Source organism: Curtobacterium luteum (genome assembly GCF_014646995.1).
Lineage (GTDB): Bacteria > Actinomycetota > Actinomycetes > Actinomycetales > Microbacteriaceae > Curtobacterium > Curtobacterium luteum.
On the sequence record NZ_BMOI01000008.1, the window covers coordinates 47,323 to 68,449 of the forward strand.

Here is a 21,127-nt window from a genome sequence, read left to right on the forward strand (position 1 = left end):
TCAGTGGGCGGACAGGAAGCGGTCGAAGGTGTCGAGCGTCGCCGCCAGGTTCTCGACCTGCGGACCGTGGTAGCTCGTCGGGATGACCTCGTACGCGGCCCCGGTGTCCTCGGCCATCTGCCGCTGCCACGGGATCGGCCAGGCGCCGTCCCACTCGCCGTGCGTCACGAGCACCGGGAGGCCGGTCGCGCGGAGTTCGGCGGACGAGTCGGTGTGGTCCTCGAGGATGTGCCCGCCGGCGATGACACTCGCGGGGTCGTGCGCGTCGAAGCGGTCGCGGACGAAGCGCGGGTCGTCGGGGAGCTCCTCGTCGGGGCGGTAGGCCCAGAGCGGGTTCGTCGAGTCGAAGAGCTGGCGGAGGTTCCCGCCGGTGTCGTGCAGGATCGTCAGCTCGGCGACCTTGCGGTAGGGCCAGCCGTACGGTCCGGAGCAGAACTGCACGACGTCGCGGAAGGACTCCGGGGACGCGATGGCGGCCTCGCGGACGATCACGCCGCCGAGCGAGTGGCCGATGAGGTGCACGGGCGCACCGTCGTCGAGCAGGGCTGCGACCCGGACGACGTCGGCCGCTTCCTCGTCCAGCGTGTAGCCCTGCGGCCCGGACGCCCGCGCCGAGTCGGCCTGGCCGCGGCGGGTGATCGCCACTGCGGTCCAGCCGGCCCGGCCCAGGAGCGGCATGAAGGTCCGCCAGTCCTCCTTCGACCCGGTGTACCCGGGGACGATCAGGACGGTGCCCTTCGACTCGCCCGCAGGGACGACGCGGTACGCGGTGAGACGCCCGACGGGCAGGTCGATGCCGACGACGTCGACGCCCTCGGGGGTGGGCAGGTGGCCGAAGGCGGGGACGGTCGGGAAGTCGTGGAGCGTGGTCATGCCAGCAGTGCCCTTCGGGGGTTGGGCACCGCGTCGAGCAGCGCCACCGTGTACGGGTCCTGCGGGTCCTGCAGCACCTCGGCCGTGCGGCCCCGTTCCACCACGGCGCCGTCGTGCAGCACCATGATGTCGTCCGTGATGAGCCGGGCACTCAGCAGGTCGTGCGTGATGTAGAGGAGCGAGACGCCCCACTGCTCCCGGAGGTCTTCGAGCAGGGCGAGCACCCCGGCGCGGAGCGTGACGTCGAGCATCGAGACCGGCTCGTCGGCGATGATCACCTGCGGGTCGCTCGCGAGTGCCCGGGCGATGACCACGCGCTGCCGCTGCCCACCGGAGAGCTGGTGCGGGAGCTTCTGCGCGAACTGCTCCACGGGGGTGAGCCCGACCGTCTCGAGGAGTTCGAGCATCCGGCGCCGGGCGTCCCGGCCGCGGAGACCCGTGTAGTTCGCGATCGGACGGGACAGGATGTACTCGACGGTGTGCAGCGGGTTGAGCGCCGCGTACGGGTCCTGGAACACCATCTGCACCTCGGAGCGGAGGTCCTTCAGGCCACGCCTGCCGAGCTCCGCCACGTCGACGTCGCCGAACCGGACCGTGCCGGTGGTCGGCTTCTCGACGCCGGTGAGCATCTTCGCGATCGTGGACTTGCCGGAGCCGGACTGCCCGACGAGGGCGAGTGACTGCCCGGGCTCGAGCGTGAACGAGACGTCGCGGACCGCCTGGACGGGCTGCTCGCCGCGACGCGGCGCCGGGTAGGTCTTCACGAGGTGGTCGACGACGATCGGGTTCCGGGCAGCGGACCGCTCCCGCGACCCCACCGTGCTGAACGACGACGTGGTCTCCTGCCGGGTCGCGGTGCGCTGCGACCGGTCCGGGAACCCGGGCAGCGACACGACCTCTGCACGCGGGTCGGCGTAGTGCGACAGCAGCATCTTCGTGTAGTCGTCCTGCGGGTCGCGCAGGGTCTCCATCGAGCCGCCGTCCTCGACGATGCGCCCTTCGTGCATCACGAGCACGCGCTCGGTGGCCTCGAGGACGATGCCGAGGTCGTGGCTGATGAGGATCGCCGTGAAGCCCTCGGACTGCTGGAGCTCGATGATCGTGTCCATCACCGCGTGCTGCACGAGGACGTCGAGCGCCGTGGTCGGCTCGTCGAACACCATGAGCCGCGGTTCGAGCGACAGGGCGAGGGCGATCGACACGCGCTGCCGCATGCCGCCGGAGAGCTCCCCAGGGTAGCGGGCGAGCATCGTGTCGGGGAGCTTCACCTTCTCGATGAGCTCCCGCATCCGGGCGTCCCAGCGCTCGCGCGGCACGTGGCCGTGAGCCCGGAAGACGTCGATGAAGTGGTTGCGGATCGTCCGCACCGGGTTGAGTGCGTTCATGCCCGACTGCAGCACCATCGCGAACCCGCCCTGGCGCTGCTGGCGGAGCGCTTCGTCGTCGAGGTCACGGATGTCCTCGCCCGCGAAGACGATGCTGCCGCCGTTCGTCCGCGCCGGCGGCTTCTGCAGCCGGGTGAGCGCGTAGCCGAGGGTCGACTTGCCGGAGCCGGACTCCCCCACGAGGCCGACGAACTCGCCCTTCCGGAGTTGGAAGGACACGTGGTCGACGGCCTGGACGGCCTCCTGGCCGGCCGATTCGTACACGACCGACAGGTCGCGGACGTCCAGCAGGACGTCCTGCGTCACGCTCGTGGCGCGGTGCGGGTCGGACGGGAGGCGCGTGGCGGCGCCGTCCCGTGCCTCCTGTCCGTCCGATGCGTGCGTGGGTGCGCCGCTCATGCGGTGGCCTCCTTGCGCTTGCGACGCGCGCCCTCGCGCAGTCGCGGGTTGGACACGGCGTCGACGCCGAAGTTGATCAGGGTCAGGCTCATCGCCAGGAGGGCGATGCAGAGACCGGGGGCGAAGAGCAGGATCCACTGGCCCGTGAGGAGCGCGTTCGAGTTCTGCGCCCAGTAGAGGATCGTGCCCCAGCTGACGATCGACGAGTCCCCGAGTCCGAGGAACTCGAGGCCGGCCTCGGCGAGGATCGCACTCGTCGCCGCGCCGAAGAACGAGCCGACGATGAGGCTCGTCATGTTCGGCAGGATCTCGCGGAAGACGATCCGGGTGGCGCCGTCGCCGGAGAACTGCGCGGCCGTCACGAAGTCACGGCTGCGGAGCGACTGCGTCTGGCTCCGGAGGACGCGTGCGCCCCAGGCCCAGCCCGTCACGACGATCACGGCGATGATCACCGCGATGCCGCCGTTCTGCAGGTACGCGGCGATGACGATCATGAGCGGCAGGCCGGGGATGACGAGGAACAGGTTCACGATGAACCCGATGACCTCGGCGACCCAGCCACGGATGTAGCCCCAGCTCAGACCGATCGCGACGGCGACGAGCGTGGACAGGAAGCCCGCGACCGCTCCGACGAGCACGGAGACCCGGGCGCCGTAGATCAGTTGGGAGAGGACGTCCTCGCCGGCGGCGGTGGTGCCCATCCAGTGCGCCCAGGTGGCGTCGGCGCTGCGGGCGAAGCCGTTCTGGCTGGCGCCGTAGGGGGCGAGGAGCGGGGCGGCGATCGCCACGACGACGAAGACGCCGAGGATGACGATGCCGACGCGGGCCTTGGTGTTGCTCCACACGACGCCGAACTGGCGGGCGGCGGCTCGGAGTCTGCTCGGGGCGGTGGGTTCTTCTTCTTGCGTGCGAACTGCGATCGTGGTCATCGGCGCGTCCTCGGGTGGTGGTTGTGGGCGGAGCACGCCGCCCATCGCGACGTTGTGGTCATCGGCGCGTCCTCGGGTCCAGGACGCCGTACAGGACGTCCACGATGAAGTTGGCGATGAGCACCGACACGGTGATCATCAGGAAGAGGGCCTGCATGAGCGGGTAGTCCTGCCCGATCACGGCGTTGAACAGCAGGTAGCCGATGCCCGGGTAGCCGAACACCTGCTCCACGAGCACGGACCCACCGACGACCCCGCCGAGCGCGAGGCCGAAGCCGGTGAGGTTCGGCAGGATCGCGTTCCGCGCGGCGTACCGGACGGCGACCGTGCGGCCGCGGAGCCCGTTGGCCTCGGCGAACGTGACGTAGTCGTCGCCGAGGGTGTTGATCATCGCGTTGCGCATGCCGATGATCCAGCCGCCGAGGCTCGTCACGAGGATCGTGATCGCCGGCAGCATCGCGTGCTGCAGCGCGTCGCCGATGAACGCTCCGCTGAACCCGGGCGTCGTCGTCGCCGAGTAGGCGCCGGTGGTCGGGAACCAGTGCAGGACGTAGCCGAGGAAGAACAGCAGCAGCAGCGCCGTCCAGAAGTACGGGAACGTCGACATGAAGCTGCCGGACAGGGTCGGGAGCGAGTCGAGCCACGTGCCGCGCTTCCACGCTGCGCCGACGCCGATGAGAGTGCCGAGCACGAACGCGATGATCGTGACGAGGCCGACGAGGACGAGCGTGTACGGCAGGGCCTGGGCCACGAGGTCGCCGACGGGCTGCGGGTAGAACGTGTAGCTCGTGCCGAAGTCGAGCGTGACGACCTGGTGCAGGTAGCTGACGTACTGGTCCCAGAGGTTGCCGCTCGGGACACCGAGCTGGGCCTCGATCGCCTTCTTGGTGGCGTCGGTGACGGGCCCGTTCTGGCTGAGCTTGGCGAGCGCGGCGTCGGTAGGGCTGCCCGGCATGAGGCGCGGGAGCACGAAGTTCAGCGTGACCGCGGCCCAGAGGGTCAGGACGAACAGGACGAGTTTCTGGAGGAGGTACTTCACTTGTCTGCCTCCTGCTGCTTCTGCGCTTCCAGGATCTCCTTGCCGGCCGCGCTGTCGCGGAGCCGCAGCTTCGAGAAGATCAGCAGCGGTGCCGAGTCGTAGTTCTGCGGTGCCATGTAGGGATCCTCCGCGCTCGGCCAGCCGACGAACTTGTTCGTGTTGAACAGGCCCCAGAGACCGCCGTAGTACATGCCGATCACGGGGACGTCGTCGTACACGATGTTCTGCAGCTGGTGCAGGATCTCCCGCTGCTTCGCCTCGTCGGTCGTCGCCTTGTACTCGTCGAGCAGCGCCTGGGTGTCGGCGTTCTTGTAGCGCTCGTAGTTGTTCACCGTCGACTTGCCGACGGGCTGGTAGAAGTCGCTCGAGAGCAGCGAGTTGAAGGCCTGGTAGACGTCACCGTTGCCCATGCCGCCCATGGCCATGTCGAACTTGCCGTTGTTGAGGTTGGCCTGGTAGCCGGCTGGCTGCGGTGCCTGGAGGGAGACCTTGATGCCGATCGCGGTCAGGTTCCGCTGGACCTGCTGTGCCGCACGGAGCCAGTCGGAGTAGCCGTTCGCGGTCATGATCGTGATGGTCAGCTGCTTGCCGTCCTTGACGAGCTTGCCGCCCTGCTGGGTGTACCCGGACTTCGCGAACTCCTGCAGGGACCGCTTCGTGTCCTGCGTGATCATGCCCTCGTCCGGGATCGACGGGTCGAGGTACTGCTCCTGGTTGGGCAGGATGAGGCCCGTCTGGCCCGCGGCCGTCAGGTTGCCCTCGGTCGCGGTCTCGGCGATCTCCTTCCGGTCGAGCGCGTACGAGATGCCCTTGCGGACGTTGACGTCGTTGTACGGCGCCTTCGTGAGGTTCGGGACGAGTCCGATCACCCCGCCGGCCGGGAACCACCACGTGTTGGTCTTCGAGGCCGCACCCCAGGTGCCCTCGACGTCCGAGATGAACGAGTACGCCCAGTCGTAGCCGCGGGTGACGGTGTCGAGCTGCGTGTTCGTGGCCGGGAGGATGAGGTGCTTGATCGCGATCTTGTCGGCCTGCCAGTACCGCGGGTTCTTGTCCATCGAGTACTGCTGGTCGGTGTAGTTCCCGAGCACGAACGGGCCGGTGCCGACGGGGTTCGGGTCACGCCACGTGGTCGGGTCCTCCACCTTCCCCCAGTGCTGCTCGCCGAGGATGTAGGTCGCGCCGATGATGTTGAGGCTCGGCACGTCGTCGCTCTTGAGGTGGAAGACGACGTGGTCACCGTCCTGCTCGATGCGGTCGATGTGCTGCCAGGCGCCCTTGATGTCCATCGCGGGGAACTTCTTGAGCAGGTCGAACGTGAAGACGACGTCCTTCGCACTGAACGGGTCGCCGTTCGACCACTCGACGCCCTGCCGGATCGTCATGTCGATCGTGCGGGCGTCCGGCTGGGTCCAGCTGCTCGCGAGCCACGGGGTGCCCTTGCCGTCGAGCGGGTTGACCTCGATGAGCGGCTCGTACATCCACTTGCTCGCGGTGCGCGAGTTCGAGATGTACGGGTTGAAGTTGCGGTCGAACAGCGGGTTGCCGTGGTCGGCGTTGATGAGCATCGTGTCCTTGCCGATGCTCGGGTCCGGCTGGGAGCGGACCTGGATGCTGCACCCGCTCGCGGCGAGGGCCACGACGGCGACTCCGGCCAAGGCGGCGAGGAGGCGGCCGCGTCGGCGGGGACGGGCGGTGCCGGCGGCGCGGGTGCGGCGGGCTGTACGCGCGGCGGGCGTGGGGGTGCCCGCTGGTTCGCGCATGCGCTGTGGGGGAAGCGTCATTGCTCGGTCGACCTCCGTGTCGATGGGTACCAGGCCAATGTATGCGCTTACATCGCGGGGCGCAAGCGATCGGGTTGTTTGGCGGGGCGCGACACGGTGCGGGGTCGTCGGAGCGTCGGTGCGGGGCTCGCACGGTGCGAGGCGGTCGGTGCGGGGCTGGCACGGTGCGAGGGCGTCGCCCCGCGGGGCTCGCACGGTGCGAGGGCGTCGCCGCGCGATTCGCACGGTGCGAGGATTCGCGCAGCGTGCGAGGGCTCGCGCCCCGCACCGTGCGTGGAACCTCGCACGCTGGGGTGCGCGGGGCGCAGGGCTCACACGGTGCGAGGGCGTCGCCGCGCGATTCGTACGGTGCGAGGATCCGCGCAGCGTGCGAGGACCCGAGCCCCGCACCGTGTGTGGAACCTCGCACGCTCGGGCGCGCGGGGTGCGGGGCTCACACGGTGCGAGGGCGTCGCCGCGTTGGGCGCACGGTGCGAGGTTTCGCGCAGCGTGCGAGGACTCGTGCCCCGCACCGTGTGTGGAACCTCGCACGCTGGAGCGCGCGGGGTGCCGGGCGCGGAGCTCGCACGGCGCCGCCGCGGGGGCCCAGGGGCCCGAGCGCGGTCAGGCGTCGAGGGTGGGCGGGCAGCTCTCGCGGAGCAGCACCTCGACAGGGAGCCGCACCGCACGCGGCGGACCGTCCGGGTGCGCCAACCGCTCGACGATCGCCCGGACCGCCGCCCGCCCGAGCTCCCCCATCGGCTGGTGGACGGTCGTCAGCCTCGGAGACGAGAACCGGCCCGCGTCGATGCCGTCGAACCCGGTGACCACGACGTCCTCGGGCACCCGGATCCCTGTCGCGGCCGCGGCGTCGAGCACGCCGAGCGCGGACTGGTCGTTCGAGCAGACGACGGCGCGTGGCACCTCGCCCGCGAACAGTGCCGTCGCGAGTTCCCGCGCTCGGGCTCGACCGAAGTCGCCGTGCACGACCGACACGTCGGCCGGGTCCACCCCGTGTTCCACGAGGGCGTCCCGGAAGCCCGCGGCACGCTCCATGTCGTCCGGGGAGTCGATCGGCCCTGCGACGTACGCGATCGAACGGATGCCGAGCCGCCCCACCACGTGGGAGACGACCGTCCGCATGCCCGCGGCGTTGTCGACACTCACGGAGTCGAAGCCGTGCGAGCGTCGGTCGTCGGCGAGCACCACCACGGGGATGCGTCGGGCGACGTGCTCGAGCAGCTCGTCCGGCACCGTCTGCGCGAGCACGGCGAGGCCGTCCACGCGTCCGGCGACGTCGTTCACGATGACGTCCCGCGACGGCCCGCGCCCGGCCGCGACCATGAGGGCCAGTCCGCGCTGCCAGGCCTCGAGCTCGGCGCCGCGCAGGACCTCGTCGAAGTAGAGGTTCGAGGAGAACGGCTGGGTGACGTGCCGTCGGTCGTCGACCACCCGGACCCCGCCGTCCGTGACGAGGTCGGGGCGCTCGTCCGGGACGACGTCGAACCCGGGCAGGAGGAGTCCGACGACGCCGGTGCGCTTGCCGGCGAGGGCGCGGGCGTTCCCGGACGGCACGTAGCCGAGCGTCCGGATCGCCGCCTGCACGCGGTCACGGGTCCCCTCGCGGACGGCGTCCGGCGTCCGGAGCACCCGCGAGACGGTGGCGATCGAGACGCCGGCCGCGGAGGCGACGTCGTAGACCGTGGGAGGCGCGGTGCGCTGTCCAGCCAAGCCGTGCCTCCCGTCCGCCGTCGCGCTGGTGCTGCCGCGCCCGGCGCGGCCGGACCATCCTAGGCACGCCGCCGCGACCGCCCTGTCCACAGGGCGTCTCGGACTCTTGCGCTCTGCGGATGATCGGCGCGACAATTGGGCGACCTCAGTACGTCCCGTGAGGAAGCGCATCAGCAGGCAGGGGCCTGCTCCACCACCGATGCCCACGCACACAGGAGCCAACGATGTCGAAGAACACGCGCGGTCAGAGCCGCGACCTGATCACGGAGTCGATCGCGATCGACGAGGTCAAGAGCGGACTGCTCGACCACAGTCAGGGCAACCAGAACGCCTGGATCTTCGGCGAACCCGACGGGTCGGAGGAACCGACCGTCTGACGGCGCCACCGCCGGCGCGGCGCCGCAGCGCACGGCCGGCCCGACGCCGCAGCGCACGGTCGGCCCGACGCCTCAGCGCGCGGTCGGCCCGACGATCGCCATGCCCGCACCGCGCAGCCGACGACGCTCCTGCGCGATGAACGCCAGCAGCCGATCGTTGGTCCCCGCGACGTGCGCTGCGAGCAGGTCGGCAGCACGGTCGGCCTCGCCCGCGCGGACCGCGTCGAGGATCGCGCTGTGCTCCTCCCACGCGGCGTCGCGGGCCTCGGGCGTCCGGACCTCGATCCACCGGGTGCGCTCGAGGCGGGTGAGCGCGTCGGCGACGGCGTCGGTGATGAAGCGGTTGCCGCCGAGCGCCGCGAGGTCGAGGTGGAACGTCGAGCCCATCCGGATGCCCGACCGCTGGTCCGGTGCGGCGCGGAGGTCGTCGAGGTGCGACCGGACCTCGTCGAGCTGCTCGGCTGAGGCTCGGGCGACGGCGAGCCTCGCGGCCGCGGGCTCGAGCACGCCCCGGAGCTCGGCGAGCGACGCGATCTCGTCGAGGTCGATGGGCGTGACCGTCCACGAGCGGCCCTCGTGCAGGATGAGCCCTTCGCGTTCGAGCCGCGACAGCGCCGCGCGCACCGGGGTCCGCGAGGCGTGGAACCGCGCCTCGAGCCCGCGCTCCGAGATGCGCTCCCCCGGAGCGATGTCGAGGGTCAGGATCGCCGCCCGGAGGTTGTCGTAGAGCTGCGCGGTCTGCGAGACCGGCGCGTCGTCCGTCGTCATCGCCTGCGTCGTTCCAGCCACGGTCGGAGAGCCTAGCAGGCATGGTATACCGTTTTGGTATACCAATCGCTGCTCCGATGGGAACCCCGTGACGACGACCACCGCTCCACGCCCGACAGCGAACCGCCGCGCGTGGACGATGCTCGCGCTCGGGGTCGCCGCGCAGGCGGCCGGCACGCTCGTGGTCTCCGCGCCGGCGCTCCTCATCCCGTCCCTGCACGCGCACGGCATGCCGCTGCCGGCCGCCGGCCTGCTCGCGGCGGCGCCGACGTTCGGCATGGTGCTCACGCTCATCGCCTGGGGAGCGATCACGGACCGGTTCGGCGAACGAGCCGTGATCGCAGGCGGACTCGTGCTCACCACCCTCGCGGTCGCCGCCGCGTGGGCCGCCGCCGGTGACACCGTGCTGCTCGGGCTGGCGTTCCTCGCGGCCGGGATGACGAGCGCCTCGACGAACGCGGCGAGCGGCCGGGTCGTCGTCGGCTGGTTCCCGAAGGAGCGCCGAGGCCTCGCGATGGGCATCCGGCAGATGTCCCAACCGCTCGGGGTCACGCTGGCCGCGGTCACGGTCCCGCAGCTCGCGGAGACGGCCGGCGTCCGGGCCTCGCTCGTGCTGCCGGTCGTGCTCTGCGCCGTGCTGGCCCTGCTGTGCGCGGTCGGCATCGCGAACCCGCCGCGGCCCTCCCGGGAGACCGCGGCGGCGGAGCAGGTGGCCAACCCGTACCGCTCGGGCGGGTTCCTCTGGCGGATCCACGCGGTGTCGGTGCTGCTCGTGGTGCCCCAGTTCACGCTGTCGACCTACGGCCTGGTGTGGCTCGTCGGGCTCGGCTGGCCCACCGGTGCGGCGGGTCTCCTCGTCGGCGGGGCGCAGTTCGTCGGGGCGATCGGCCGCATCCTCGTCGGGGCGTGGAGCGACCGGGTCGCATCCCGCGTCGGCCCCCTGCGGATCGTCGCCCTGAGCGCCGCCGTGGTGATGGGCGTGCTGGCGCTCGTGGACGCCACACACCTCGCGGCCGGTGCGGTGTTCCTCGTGGTCGCGACGAGCGTGACGGTCGCGGACAACGGGCTCGCCTACACGTCGGTGGCGGAGGCCGCTGGACCGTTCTGGTCGGGCCGGGCGCTGGGGGCGCAGAACACGGGGCAGTTCATCGCGGCGAGCGCCGTGGGCCCCGGGGTCGGAGCACTCGTCGCGGGACTCGGCTTCGCCGCGTCGTTCTCGATCGTGGCGGTGCTGCCGCTGCTCGCGCTGCCGCTGGTGCCGCGGAGCGACCGCTCGCACGACTGAGGGCCGTCCGGAACGACCAGGGACGCCCGGACCCACCGGGGGTGCCCGGACCGACCGGGCAGCCATGGAAGCGCGGGACGCGAGGGACCGGGCGACGGACGGGAGGCCCGTGGCGGGGCCGCCACGGGCCTCCCGTCCGTCGGCGGGTCGCGCCTCAGGCGGGGACGGCCGGCCCGACCGGCCAGCGCAGGAGCGCCGCAGCCGCGGCACCGCCTGGCAGCGACGCGGCGTTGACCAGCACGAGCTCCGCGTCCGTCAGCACGGCAGCCCGCACGAGGGCGCAGACCGCGGGCACCGGGCCGATCACCGGGACGCCCGCGGCCTGCTCCGGAGCCGTCGCGACCCAGGGCGCCGCCCCGAGCGCGAGGAGCGTCCGGTCACCGATCGCCACGGCGTCGAGCGCCACCACGGACCCCTGCGCCTGCTGCAGCGCCTCCACGACGGGCCCGAGGCCGGCCACCGCCTGGTTGTCGCCGCGGCCGACGTGGGTGCGCAGGAGGTCCTCGAGGTCGTGCCGGCGGGTCGCGACGACGCGGGCGAGCGCCACCTCGACGTGCTCGACGAACGCCTGCTTCGATGCGGTGTCCGCCCGCGGGTCACCGGGGAACACGGACACGAGCGCCTTCGTCTCGTTCGACAGCGACTTCACGAGGAGTTCCCTGGCCGTGACGTCGCCGGCCACCACGACGAGGCCCGGTCGGAGCTCGCGCACCGTGGCGTCGAGGGCGCCCGCGAGTTCGGACTGGTTCTGCTTCCAGATCTCGGCGGTGTGGGCCTGCCAGTGCGGCTGCTTCCACCCGGTGCCGGCCTTGGCGTAGTGCAGCGTGTCGTTGCGGCCCTCGACCTGGCGTTCGGCCGACGCGACCGGTGCGTGGCCGAGACGGTAGGTGCGGAACGCACCGCCCTCCTTGCCTGCGTGCACGACGAGGAACGGCAGGTCGACCGGCCGGTGGGCGACGAGCGGCACGAGGTCCGGCACGGCCCCGACACCGACCGACTCGGCTCCGTGCACGTGCCCGGGGAGGACCTCGCTCAGCACGACGGCGCCGTCGTGGACGAGCACGTACCGGGTGACCGGCGACGGGGCACCGGCCTCCTGCTCGAACTCGGCCGCGATCGCGTCGACGACGGCGTCGGACGCCCCCTGCGCGCGCAGGGACTCCTCGACTGCCCGGAGCCGGAGTGCCGCCTGCCGCCGCGGGTCCTCGACGTTGCCCGAGACGTCGGCGTAGGCCCACGCCCAGGTGCCCCCGCCCTCCAGCCGCTGTCCCAGGATCTCGTGCAGTTCGCTCGTCGCGTTGGTCGACGTCATGGCAACTCCTTCCGCTCAGCGTGCCGGAGCAGGACAGCCCCGACGGCGGACGGGTTCATCGGACCCTCTCACGGTCCCCGGCGTCCGCGTGCGCCCACCATCCACCCCTCGGGCGGGGCGCGTCCACATCCGCCAGGGAACGTCCAGCGACCTGCGTGAAAGTACAGCAACGCTCGGTTTTGTGCTTTGCTGGGCGGGACCCCGATCGACGACGAACCGGAGCCGTGCAATGACGCCATCAACCAGGCGGAGCCCGATCACCAGACGACAACTCCTGGGCTTCGGCCTGGGGACGGCGGCGGCGGGACTCCTCGCCGGCTGCGCGGTGCCGGGCTCCACGAACGTCAACAAGGCGGCGCTCATCCCCGCCGCGTCCGGCGGGGAGACCGTCCAGCTCACGTACTGGGCGTGGCTCAAGGACCTGCAGAAGGTCTGCGACGTGTGGAACGCGGAGCACCCCCGCATCCAGGTCACCGCGAACTGGATCCCCGGCGGCAACAGCGGCGGGTACCAGAAGATGTACTCCGCGCTCGCGGCCGGCGGCGGCCCGGACATCGGGCAGGTCGAGCTCCGCCAGATCCCCGAGTTCATGCTCGCGAACGGCCTGACGGACCTCGCCCGGTACGGCGCGAAGGACTTCGAGTCGAAGTACGACGAAGCTGCTTGGGCGCAGGTGTCGTTCGTGGACGGCATCTACGGCATCCCGCAGGACACCGGGCCGATGGGCTTCTACTACCAGACGGCGATCCTCGAGCAGGCCGGCAGCGAGCCACCCACGACCTGGGACGAGTGGAAGGTCCTCGCCGAGAAGGTCCGGAAGACCGGCAAGCAGAACTACCTCGAGGTGTTCCCCGTCGCCGATGCCTCGCCGTTCGCCGCGTACGCCCAGCAGGCCGGGGCGCGGTGGTTCCGGATCGACGGCGACGAGTGGGTCGTCGACATGACCGACGACAAGACGATGATGGTCGCCGAGTTCTTCGACGGCTGCATCGACGAGGGGCTCGTGGACACGTCCGCCGGTGCCTACACCCCCGGCTGGTACGCCGCGTGCGCGAGCGGACGGATCGCAGCCGTCACGAGCGCCAGCTGGGGCGATGCGCTCATTGAGTCCGTGCAGGGCGGCGAGGGCAAGTGGAAGGTCGCGCCCATGCAGACCTGGGGCGACACGGGCTTCGGTTCGAGCGCGATCGGCGGCTCCACCGCGGCGGTCCTGGCGAACGCGAAGCACCCGGCGGAGGCGCTCGAGTTCATCACCTGGATGACCACGTCGAAGGAGGGCATCGACGCGATGATCAAGTACTGCGGCATCGGGTGGTCGCCCGCGGTCGACTACATCGGCGAGCAGCGCGAGCAACCGTCGAAGTGGTTCTCCGGCCAGAACTACAACGAGGAGGTCTTCGTTCCGGCCTCGAAGGAGCAGAACGTCGACTGGTCGTGGTCCCCGGTCACCCAGTCCGCGTTCACGAGCCTGCAGAACCAGTTCCGCCGCAAGCTGACCGGCGGCCTGAAGCTCACCGACGCGGTCGAGCTCGCCCAACGGGAGATCGTCCAGTCCTTCAAGGACAAGGGCCTGAGCGTGAGGACCGCACGATGACCGCCACCCAGGACCGCGCGACGGCCGCCTCGCAGCCGCGCACCGGCTTCCGCACGAGCACGAAGGCCACGGCTGCCCAGAAGCGGGCGCCGTGGATCCTGCTCGGACCCTTCCTCGCACTGTTCGTGCTGACCTTCATCATCCCGATCATCAGTGCGCTGTTCCAGAGCTTCACCACCGTCGACCGCAAGGGCCTCTTCGGCGAGGACGGCGTCGTCGGCCGGTTCGCCGGGTTCGACAACTACGCGATCGCGCTGCAGGACTCCGGGTTCGTCGCCTCGATCGGCCGCATGCTCCTGTTCGGCATCGTGCAGGTCCCGGTGATGATCGTCCTCTGCACGATCCTCGCGCTCCTCCTCGAGTCGGCGAGCGCCCGCTGGCCCGCGTTCTTCCGGGCCGTGTACTTCATGCCGTACGGGGTGCCCGGTGTCATCGCGACGATCCTGTGGTCGTTCCTCTACGTGCCGGGGCTCTCCCCGATCGTGGCGCTGCTGCAGTCGATCGGGCTGCAGCCGGACTTCCTCGGCGCGAACAGCGTCCTGTGGTCGATCGCGAACATCGTCACGTGGACCTACACGGGCTACAACATGCTCATCATCGTGGCGCAGCTGAAGTCGATCCCCGGCGAGGTCTACGAGGCCGCGAAGATGGACGGCGCGAACGCGTTCCAGGTCGCGTGGCGCATCCAGATCCCGCTCATCGCGCCGGCCCTCGTGCTCACGACGGTGTTCTCGATCATCGGCACGCTGCAGCTCTTCGCGGAGCCGCAGATCCTGTCCACGGTGGCGCCCGCGATCGACACCGAGTACACGCCGAACTACGCCGCGTACACCAACGCGTTCGCCTTCAACGAGTACGGCGTCGCGTCGGCCCAGGCCGTGATCATCGCGCTGGCCGCGTTCGTCCTGTCGTTCGCGTTCCTCGCGTTGACGAACCGCCCGCCGAAGAGCGAGCGGGACCAGAAGAAGCGTGCGAAGCGCGACGGCCTGGAGGCGCGGCGTGCGCTCCAGACGCGTGACACGTCCGCCACCGGGTCGCGACCCGCCACCGGCGTCGCGAACCGCAGCACGACCACCGGAGCCGCGCCGCGCCTCTCCCCATCGCCACGGCCGGAACACCGCTCCGCAAGCTCCGCGGTGCCCCGGAACCGGGCGACGGGGGCCCAGACCGACCAGAAGGGTGCGGAAGCATGAGCGGCGAGACGATCCAGGCGCCGGTCACCCGGCAGGCGGCGGAGCCCGTCGACACCACAGCCATCACCGCGCACGAGCGGCGCAAGCTCGACCGCTCCGGGAAGTCGCAGATCGTGGTGACGGGCATCCTCGTCCTCGTCGCGATCTACTTCCTGGTGCCGCTGTACTGGGTGGTCATCGCGGCGACGAAGACCACCGGCGCGCTGTTCTCGACGAACGGGTTCTGGTTCGGCGGCGAGTTCGCGCTGTTCAGCAACATCCAGCAGGTGTTCTCGTACGACGGCGGCATCTTCGTCCGCTGGATCGCGAACAGCATCCTGTACTCCGGCGTCGGGGCCGTGCTCGCGACCTACTTCGCCGCCGCCGGCGGGTACGCGCTCGCGAAGTACGAGTTCCGCGGCCGGCAGCTCGTGTTCGGCACGATCCTCGGCGGCGTGCTCGTCCCGGGGACCGCCACGGCACTGCCGCTGTTCCTGCTGTTCTCGACGCTCGGCCTGACCGACACCTACTGGAGCGTGCTCATCCCGAGCCTCGTCTCCCCGTTCGGACTGTTCCTCTGCCGGGTGTACGCGGCGGCGTCGGTCGACACGGCGTTGCTCGAGCAGGCGCGCATCGACGGGGCCGGGGAACTCCGGATCTTCCACACGATCGTGCTGCGCCAGATGACCCCGGCGCTGGTGACGGTCTTCCTGTTCCAGGTGGTCGGGATCTGGAACAACTTCTTCCTGCCGCTGATCATGCTGGCAGACCAGAAGCTGTACCCGATCACACTGGGACTCAACAACTGGCGGGCACAGGTCGATCGTCTGCCAGAGTTCTACCAGCTCACCACCGGCGGAGTGCTCGTCTCGGTCATCCCGCTCGTGATCGCGATCATCGTCCTGCAGCGCTTCTGGCGCGGGGGCCTCACGGAAGGATCGGTCAAGGGTTGACCGTCACTGCACGACCATCCGCCGACTCGGCACTCGCCGACCTGGCGTCCACCACCCCCGGTTCCGACTCGCGTCTCGCGCCCCGCGCGTGGTTGCACACGGACGCCCCCTCGCTGTCGCTGGACGGCGAGTGGGACTTCCGCTGGGCACCGGTCGCGGACGTCCCGCTCCCCGGCGCCGACGACGAGTGGGGGTCACTCCCCGTGCCGTCGCACTGGGTGCTCCACGGGCACGGGGCACCGAGCTACACGAACCTCCAGTACCCGTTCCCCATCGACCCGCCGAACCCGCCGGAGGAGAACCCCACCGGCGACCACCGGCGCACGTTCTCGCTCCCGGGGTCCTTCGATGCCGCAGCACGCGTGGTGCTCCGGTTCGACGGGGTCGAGTCGCACTTCCGGGTGTGGCTGAACGGCACGCTCGTCGGCTGGAGCACCGGTTCGCGGCTCGTGACCGAGTTCGACGTCACCGCCCTGCTGCGGCCCGGGTCGAACGAGCTGCTCGTGCGCGTGCACCAGTGGTCGGGCGCGTCCTACCTGGAGGACCAGGACCAGTGGTGGCTGCCGGGCATCTTCCGCGACGTCACCCTGCTCGCGCGTCCGTCGGCACCGATCGACGACGTGTTCGTGCGCGCTGGTTGGGAGCCCGTGCTCGGGTCGGCCGCGACCGCGGGGACCGCTGCATCGGGCCGGCCGTCGACCGGCACGGGGACGATCTCCGTGCCGACGATCGACGCGACGTTCCCGGTGCGGTTCTCCGTCCCGTCGCTCGGCATCGACGTCACGTGGGCGTCCGCGTCCGACGTCGCGCCGATCACCGTCGAGGGCGTCGAGCCGTGGAGCGCCGAGCTGCCGCGGCTGTACGACGCGACCCTGTCGACCGGCACCGCTGCGGGCGGCCGAGCCGGCGGCGAGACGGTCTCGCTGCGGCTGGGCTTCCGCTCCGTGCGGATCGACGGCGACCGGTTCCTCGTGAACGGCGAGCGCGTGGTTTTCCACGGCGTCAACCGCCACGAGACCCACCCCGTGCGGGGTCGGGTCTTCGACGAGGAGCACGCCCGCGCGGACATGGCGCTCATGAAGCGCAACAACGTGAACGCGATCCGGACCTCGCACTACCCGCCGCACCCGCGCGTGCTCGACCTCGCGGACGAGCTCGGCTTCTGGGTGATCCTGGAGTGCGACCTCGAGACCCACGGCTTCCTGTTCACGAACTGGGTCGGCAACCCGTCCGACGACCCGGCATGGCGCGACGCCTACCTGGACCGGATCGCGCGGACCGTCGAACGGGACAAGAACCACCCCTCGATCGTCATGTGGTCGCTCGGCAACGAGTCCGGCACCGGGCGGAACCTCGCGGCGATGTCGCAGTGGGTGCACGACCGCGACGACGAGCGTCCCGTGCACTACGAGGGCGACTACACGGGCGAGTACACCGACGTGTACTCGCGGATGTACCCGACGCTGCAGGAGACCGAGTCGATCGGCGGCGGGACGCCCACGCCCCTGCTCGAGTGCGGTCCGGCCGAGGCCGCTCGGCAGCGGTCGAAGCCGTTCATCCACTGCGAGTACGTGCACGCGATGGGCAACGGTCCGGGGCAGATCGCCGAGTACGAGGCCCTCGTGGACACGTACCCGCGGCTGCACGGCGGGTTCGTGTGGGAGTGGCGCGACCACGGACTGCTCACCCACACGGCCGACGGCACCCCCTACCACGGCTACGGCGGCGACTTCGGCGAGGTGGTCCACGACGGCAACTTCGTGATGGACGGCCTCGTGCTGCCGGACGACACCCCGACCCCGGGGCTCGCGGAGTTCGCGACCGTCGTGGCACCGATCCGGATGTCGTCGTCCGACACGACCCTGCTCATCGAGAACCGGTACCACTCCGCCTCGACCGCGGGACTGCGCTTCTGCTGGACGCTGTCCCGCGACGGCGTGGTCGAGGCGTCGGGACGGTTCGCTCCGGGGGTCGTCGCCGCGCGGGCCTCGGCCACGGTGCCGGTGCCGGACGAGGTGCTCCGGGCCGGGGCGGAGCGGGACACCCTCGCACCGGGCGAGGAGCTGTGGTTCGACGTGACCGCGGAGCTCGCCGGACCGACGGCGTGGGCGGACACCGGCCACGTCGTCGCACGCATCCAGCGGCTCGTGGCGAGCCGACCGGCGGACGCACCGCGGGCCTCCCGGCAGACCTGGGACGGCGACCGCCTCGGGGACGCGACGTTCACGGCGCGCGGCGACCTGTCGTCCTTCAAGGGCCACGAGGTGGCCGGGCCGCGGCTCGAGCTCTGGCGCGCGCCGACGGACAACGACAGCCTGGCGTCACAGGGCGGGTACGAGACGGCGGACCCGGTGCTCACGCACGGCGTCGGGGACCCGGACGCCCCCGCGTCGGCGGTCCGCTGGCGGGAACGCGGGCTCGACCGGCTGACCCACCGGCTCGTGTCGGTGTCGCGCACGCCGTCGGGCCTGGAGCAGCGGGTCCGGGTCGCGGCGGCGAACAGCGGGTGGGGCGTCGACGTCACGCACCGCTGGACGCTGACGGACGCCGGGTTGCAGCTGCAGACCGACGCCGTGCCGTTCGGTGCGTGGGACGTCACCTGGCCGCGGATCGGGGTGCGGTTCGACCTGCCGGTGTCGCTCCTCGAGGAGGACGTCACGTGGTTCGGGACGGGGCCGGCGGAGTCGTACGCGGACTCGTCCCACGCGGCTCGGGTCGGCCGGTTCACGGCGCCGGCGAGGTCGCTGACGGTGGACTACTCGATGCCGCAGGAGACCGGGCACCGGCCGGGGCTGCGGTCGCTCTCGGTGGGCGACCTCACCGTGTCGACGGTCGGGGCGCACCGGGCAGGGTTCACGCTCACCCCGTGGACGGCGCAGCAGGTCGGGCGGGCCGGGCACCCGTACGAGCTGCCGACGCCGGACCACACGTACCTGTACCTCGACGCGGCGCAGCACGGGCTGGGGTCGCGGGCGTGCGGGCTCGACGTGCTGCCGGAGCACCAGCTGTGGCCGCAGGCGTTCTCGTGGAGCGTGGTGCTGGCGTAGGGCGCGTCCGCGGGCGGGCCGCGCGGGGGGCGTTCGCACAACCAAAGTCACCCCGAACCAGGCGGAAGCGTGGTTCGGGGTGACTTTGGTTGTGCGCTGGCGACTCGCACCGCGGGCGCCGCGAGGCGCGCGGCGGCGCGGGCCGCGAGGCGCCGCGGGCCGCGCGGCGGCGCGGGCCGCGCGGCGCCCGCCGCGCGCTACGCCTCGAGCGCGCGCAACGCCTCCGGGTCGCTCTGCTCGAGGAACGCCGTCAGCCGCTCGGGCTCGCCCTCCTCACCGATCGCCGCTGCCGCGCGCCGCAGGGCGAACAGGGCACGGAGCACGCCCCGGTTCGGCTCGTGCGACCACGGGACCGGCCCGGCACCGCGCCAGCCGGCCCTCCGCAGCGCGTCGAGACCGCGGTGGTAGCCGACCCGGGCGTAGGCGTACGACTCGAGCGTCGCGCCACGCTCCCAGGCCTCGTCGGCGAGCAGCGCCCACGCCAGGCTCGACGCCGGGTGCGACACGACGACGCTCGCGACCGGGGTGTCGGCGGCGAGCGCCGAGGTCACCTCCGGCTCCTCGGGCAGCAGGGTCTCGGGGGTGGTGGGGTTCGGCAGCAGGTTCTCCGGCATGCCCCCAAGCCTGTCACGCCCGGATCGGCAAGCCTTGCGTGCCGCGCACAGCCGGGCGTACCGTGGGGCTCCACCCCGTCGTCACCTCGGGGTCGCGGTGCGGGACGACCGGCCGCCGACACGGGTGACGGCCACGGGGGTCCCCCGACGGAAGCAGACGAGTTGCTGTCGATCACCGGTTCCGCTCAGCCCACGCGCTGACACCGTGATCGCGCGCCCCCGTCGGGCGCTCCACCGCCGGTGCCCGACGGCACGGCGGTGGCTCCGGTGTCGTGCGCCCAGCACCGACAACCGGGGAGGCACCCGCATGCCCATCAGTCCGTCCGTCGTCCTGAACGACCTCGGCTTCACCTGGCCCGACGGCACCGTCGCGCTCGACCACTGCACCGCCGCCTTCGGCCGCGGTCGAACCGCCCTGGTCGGGAGGAACGGGGCGGGCAAGTCCACGCTCGTCCGGCTCGTCACGGGGCAGCTCCACCCCACCTCGGGCACGATCACGACGTCGGGTCCCGTCGACCTGCTGCCGCAGCGCCTCGCGGCGCGGCCCGGCGACACCGTCACCGACCTGCTCGGCATCCGTCCGACGGTCACCGCACTCCGGGCGGTCCTCGGCGGCGATGCGTCGCCGGCGCACTTCGACGCCATCGGTGACGACTGGGACGTGGAGGAGCAGGCGGCCGCGGCACTGTCCGGCATCGGTCTCGGGCTCGACGGCGCCGACCTGGACCGCCCCGTGTCGACGCTGTCCGGTGGGCAGGCCGTGCTCGTCGCAGTCGCCGGGATCCGGATGCGCCGAGCGCCGATCGCGTTCCTCGACGAACCGACGAACAACCTCGACCGACGGGCGCGCGGGGTGCTGCTCGACATGGTCGACGGCTGGTCGGGAACGCTCGTGCTGGTCAGCCACGACCGGGAGCTCCTCGAGCACGTCGACGAGACGTGCGAACTCCGGACCGGGGCGCTGACGGTGTTCGGGGGCACGTTCAGCGCGTACGAGGAGCACCTCGCCGTGCAGCAGGCAGCGGCCCTCCGTGAGGTCCGGGTGGCCGAGCAGCGGCACCGGACCGAGCAGCGGCAGCGCATCGAGGCCGAGACGAAGATCGCCCGGCGGGCACGCGCCGGGCGGAAGTCGGCCGAGAACATGCCGAAGGGGTGGTCTGACGAACGACGGAAGCACGCCGAGCAGACCGCCGGTCGACTGCGCACCGGGTACGCCGGGGACGAGGCCGCGGCGCTGACGGCGAAGCACGAGGCCGCAGCCCGGGTCCGGGTGGACGAGGCGATCACGGTCGTGCTCCCGGACCCGGACGTCCCGGCGTCGCGGTCGATCGCCACCGTGACCGTCCGCGGGCGGGACACCGTCGTGCAGGGGCCGGAACGGGTCGCGGTCACGGGCGACAACGGGGTCGGCAAGACGACCCTGCTCGAACAGCTCGTCGGTCTGCCGGCGGCGCGCGAGCACCCGTTGCCCGACACGCGGGCGGCCGCGCACGTCGACCGGATCGGCTACCTGCCGCAGCGGAAGGACTCGCTCGACGACGCGGCCACGGTGTTCGACAACGTCCGGCGGGGTGCGCCGGCGGCGACGGACGCGGAGGTGAAGAACCGGCTGGCCCGGTTCCTCGTCCGCGGCGACGCCGTCGAGCGGCTGGCGGGCGACCTGTCCGGCGGCGAGCGGTTCCGGGTCGCGTTGGCGGCGCTCGTCCTCGCGGACCCGCCGCCGCAGCTCCTGGTGCTCGACGAGCCGACGAACGACCTCGACCTGACGAGCGTCGACCAGCTCGTGGACGCACTCCGGGCGTACCGGGGCTCGCTCGTGGTGGTGAGCCACGACGAGACGTTCCTCGACCGGCTCGACCTCACGACCAGGGTCGAGCTGTCCTGAC

15 protein-coding genes and 1 pseudogene are annotated in these 21,127 nt (G+C 71.6%); 7 read left to right on the plus strand and 9 right to left on the minus strand.

Features of this window, described 5'->3' with window-relative positions:
• The 6 genes from IEY20_RS10240 to IEY20_RS10265 all read right to left on the minus strand — a co-directional run bounded on the left by IEY20_RS10240 (nt 1) and on the right by IEY20_RS10265 (nt 8,119).
• Complete coding sequence (locus IEY20_RS10240) at nt 1-873, minus strand: alpha/beta fold hydrolase (protein ID WP_175328816.1); 873 nt, start codon at nt 871-873, stop codon at nt 1-3.
• Nucleotides 870-2,657, minus strand: a complete 1,788-nt coding sequence (locus IEY20_RS10245) for an ABC transporter ATP-binding protein (RefSeq protein WP_229727987.1) — start codon at nt 2,655-2,657, stop codon at nt 870-872. The genes IEY20_RS10240 and IEY20_RS10245 overlap by 4 nt, the downstream gene beginning before the upstream one ends.
• Entirely contained in the window at nt 2,654-3,586 is a 933-nt protein-coding gene (locus tag IEY20_RS10250) for an ABC transporter permease (protein WP_175328817.1), read from the minus strand. The genes IEY20_RS10245 and IEY20_RS10250 overlap by 4 nt, the downstream gene beginning before the upstream one ends.
• A gap of 58 nt (nt 3,587-3,644) precedes the next feature.
• Nucleotides 3,645-4,625 (minus strand): ABC transporter permease, encoded by a 981-nt coding sequence (locus tag IEY20_RS10255; protein ID WP_175328818.1) that lies wholly within the window; start codon nt 4,623-4,625, stop codon nt 3,645-3,647.
• Nucleotides 4,622-6,283, minus strand: coding sequence for an ABC transporter substrate-binding protein (locus tag IEY20_RS10260; protein WP_229727988.1), 1,662 nt, complete (start codon nt 6,281-6,283; stop codon nt 4,622-4,624). The genes IEY20_RS10255 and IEY20_RS10260 overlap by 4 nt, the downstream gene beginning before the upstream one ends.
• 729 nt (nt 6,284-7,012) lie before the next feature.
• Nucleotides 7,013-8,119 carry a LacI family DNA-binding transcriptional regulator gene (locus tag IEY20_RS10265; RefSeq protein WP_042726940.1) on the minus strand — a complete coding sequence of 369 codons (1,107 nt, stop codon included), beginning with the start codon at nt 8,117-8,119 and terminating at the stop codon, nt 7,013-7,015.
• A 224-nt stretch (nt 8,120-8,343) separates the two neighbouring features.
• On the opposite strand from IEY20_RS10265, the gene IEY20_RS10270 reads away from it, so the two are divergent.
• Nucleotides 8,344-8,496, plus strand: coding sequence for a hypothetical protein (locus tag IEY20_RS10270; RefSeq protein ID WP_022902162.1), 153 nt, complete (start codon nt 8,344-8,346; stop codon nt 8,494-8,496).
• 72 nt (nt 8,497-8,568) lie between these two features.
• On the opposite strand, the gene IEY20_RS10275 is transcribed toward IEY20_RS10270, so the two are convergent.
• A complete protein-coding gene (locus IEY20_RS10275; protein ID WP_229727989.1) occupies nt 8,569-9,285 on the minus strand; it encodes a GntR family transcriptional regulator in 717 nt (238 codons plus the stop codon).
• Nucleotides 9,286-9,352: 67 nt separating this feature from the next.
• Between IEY20_RS10275 and IEY20_RS10280 the strand changes: the two genes are divergently transcribed.
• Nucleotides 9,353-10,549: an MFS transporter gene (locus tag IEY20_RS10280; RefSeq protein ID WP_022902160.1), complete on the plus strand. Its 1,197-nt coding sequence runs from the start codon at nt 9,353-9,355 to the stop codon at nt 10,547-10,549.
• A 154-nt stretch (nt 10,550-10,703) separates the two neighbouring features.
• Here the strand turns inward: IEY20_RS10280 and IEY20_RS10285 are convergent, their stop codons facing one another.
• The gene (locus IEY20_RS10285; RefSeq protein WP_022902159.1) at nt 10,704-11,861 is read right to left on the minus strand and encodes a baeRF2 domain-containing protein; all 1,158 of its coding nucleotides are present in this window, start codon (nt 11,859-11,861) and stop codon (nt 10,704-10,706) included.
• A 229-nt stretch (nt 11,862-12,090) separates the two neighbouring features.
• Here IEY20_RS10285 and IEY20_RS10290 point away from each other — a divergent pair, with 229 nt between their 5' ends.
• The 4 genes and pseudogenes from IEY20_RS10290 to IEY20_RS10305 all read left to right on the plus strand — a co-directional run bounded on the left by IEY20_RS10290 (nt 12,091) and on the right by IEY20_RS10305 (nt 18,627).
• Complete coding sequence (locus IEY20_RS10290; RefSeq protein WP_022902158.1) at nt 12,091-13,455, plus strand: extracellular solute-binding protein; 1,365 nt, start codon at nt 12,091-12,093, stop codon at nt 13,453-13,455.
• Nucleotides 13,452-14,393: pseudogene (locus IEY20_RS10295) on the plus strand (carbohydrate ABC transporter permease); the annotation flags it as partial. The gene IEY20_RS10290 and the pseudogene IEY20_RS10295, both read left to right, overlap by 4 nt.
• A gap of 251 nt (nt 14,394-14,644) precedes the next feature.
• Nucleotides 14,645-15,580, plus strand: a complete 936-nt coding sequence (locus tag IEY20_RS10300; RefSeq protein WP_022902156.1) for a carbohydrate ABC transporter permease — start codon at nt 14,645-14,647, stop codon at nt 15,578-15,580.
• Entirely contained in the window at nt 15,577-18,627 is a 3,051-nt protein-coding gene (locus IEY20_RS10305) for a glycoside hydrolase family 2 TIM barrel-domain containing protein (protein ID WP_229727991.1), read from the plus strand. Before IEY20_RS10300 ends, IEY20_RS10305 begins: the two co-directional genes overlap by 4 nt.
• A gap of 197 nt (nt 18,628-18,824) precedes the next feature.
• Here the strand turns inward: IEY20_RS10305 and IEY20_RS10310 are convergent, their stop codons facing one another.
• Nucleotides 18,825-19,241 carry a DUF3151 domain-containing protein gene (locus IEY20_RS10310; RefSeq protein ID WP_175328819.1) on the minus strand — a complete coding sequence of 139 codons (417 nt, stop codon included), beginning with the start codon at nt 19,239-19,241 and terminating at the stop codon, nt 18,825-18,827.
• 307 nt (nt 19,242-19,548) lie between these two features.
• On the opposite strand from IEY20_RS10310, the gene IEY20_RS10315 reads away from it, so the two are divergent.
• Entirely contained in the window at nt 19,549-21,126 is a 1,578-nt protein-coding gene (locus tag IEY20_RS10315) for an ABC-F family ATP-binding cassette domain-containing protein (protein WP_188889118.1), read from the plus strand.
• Nucleotide 21,127: the final 1 nt, after the last annotated feature.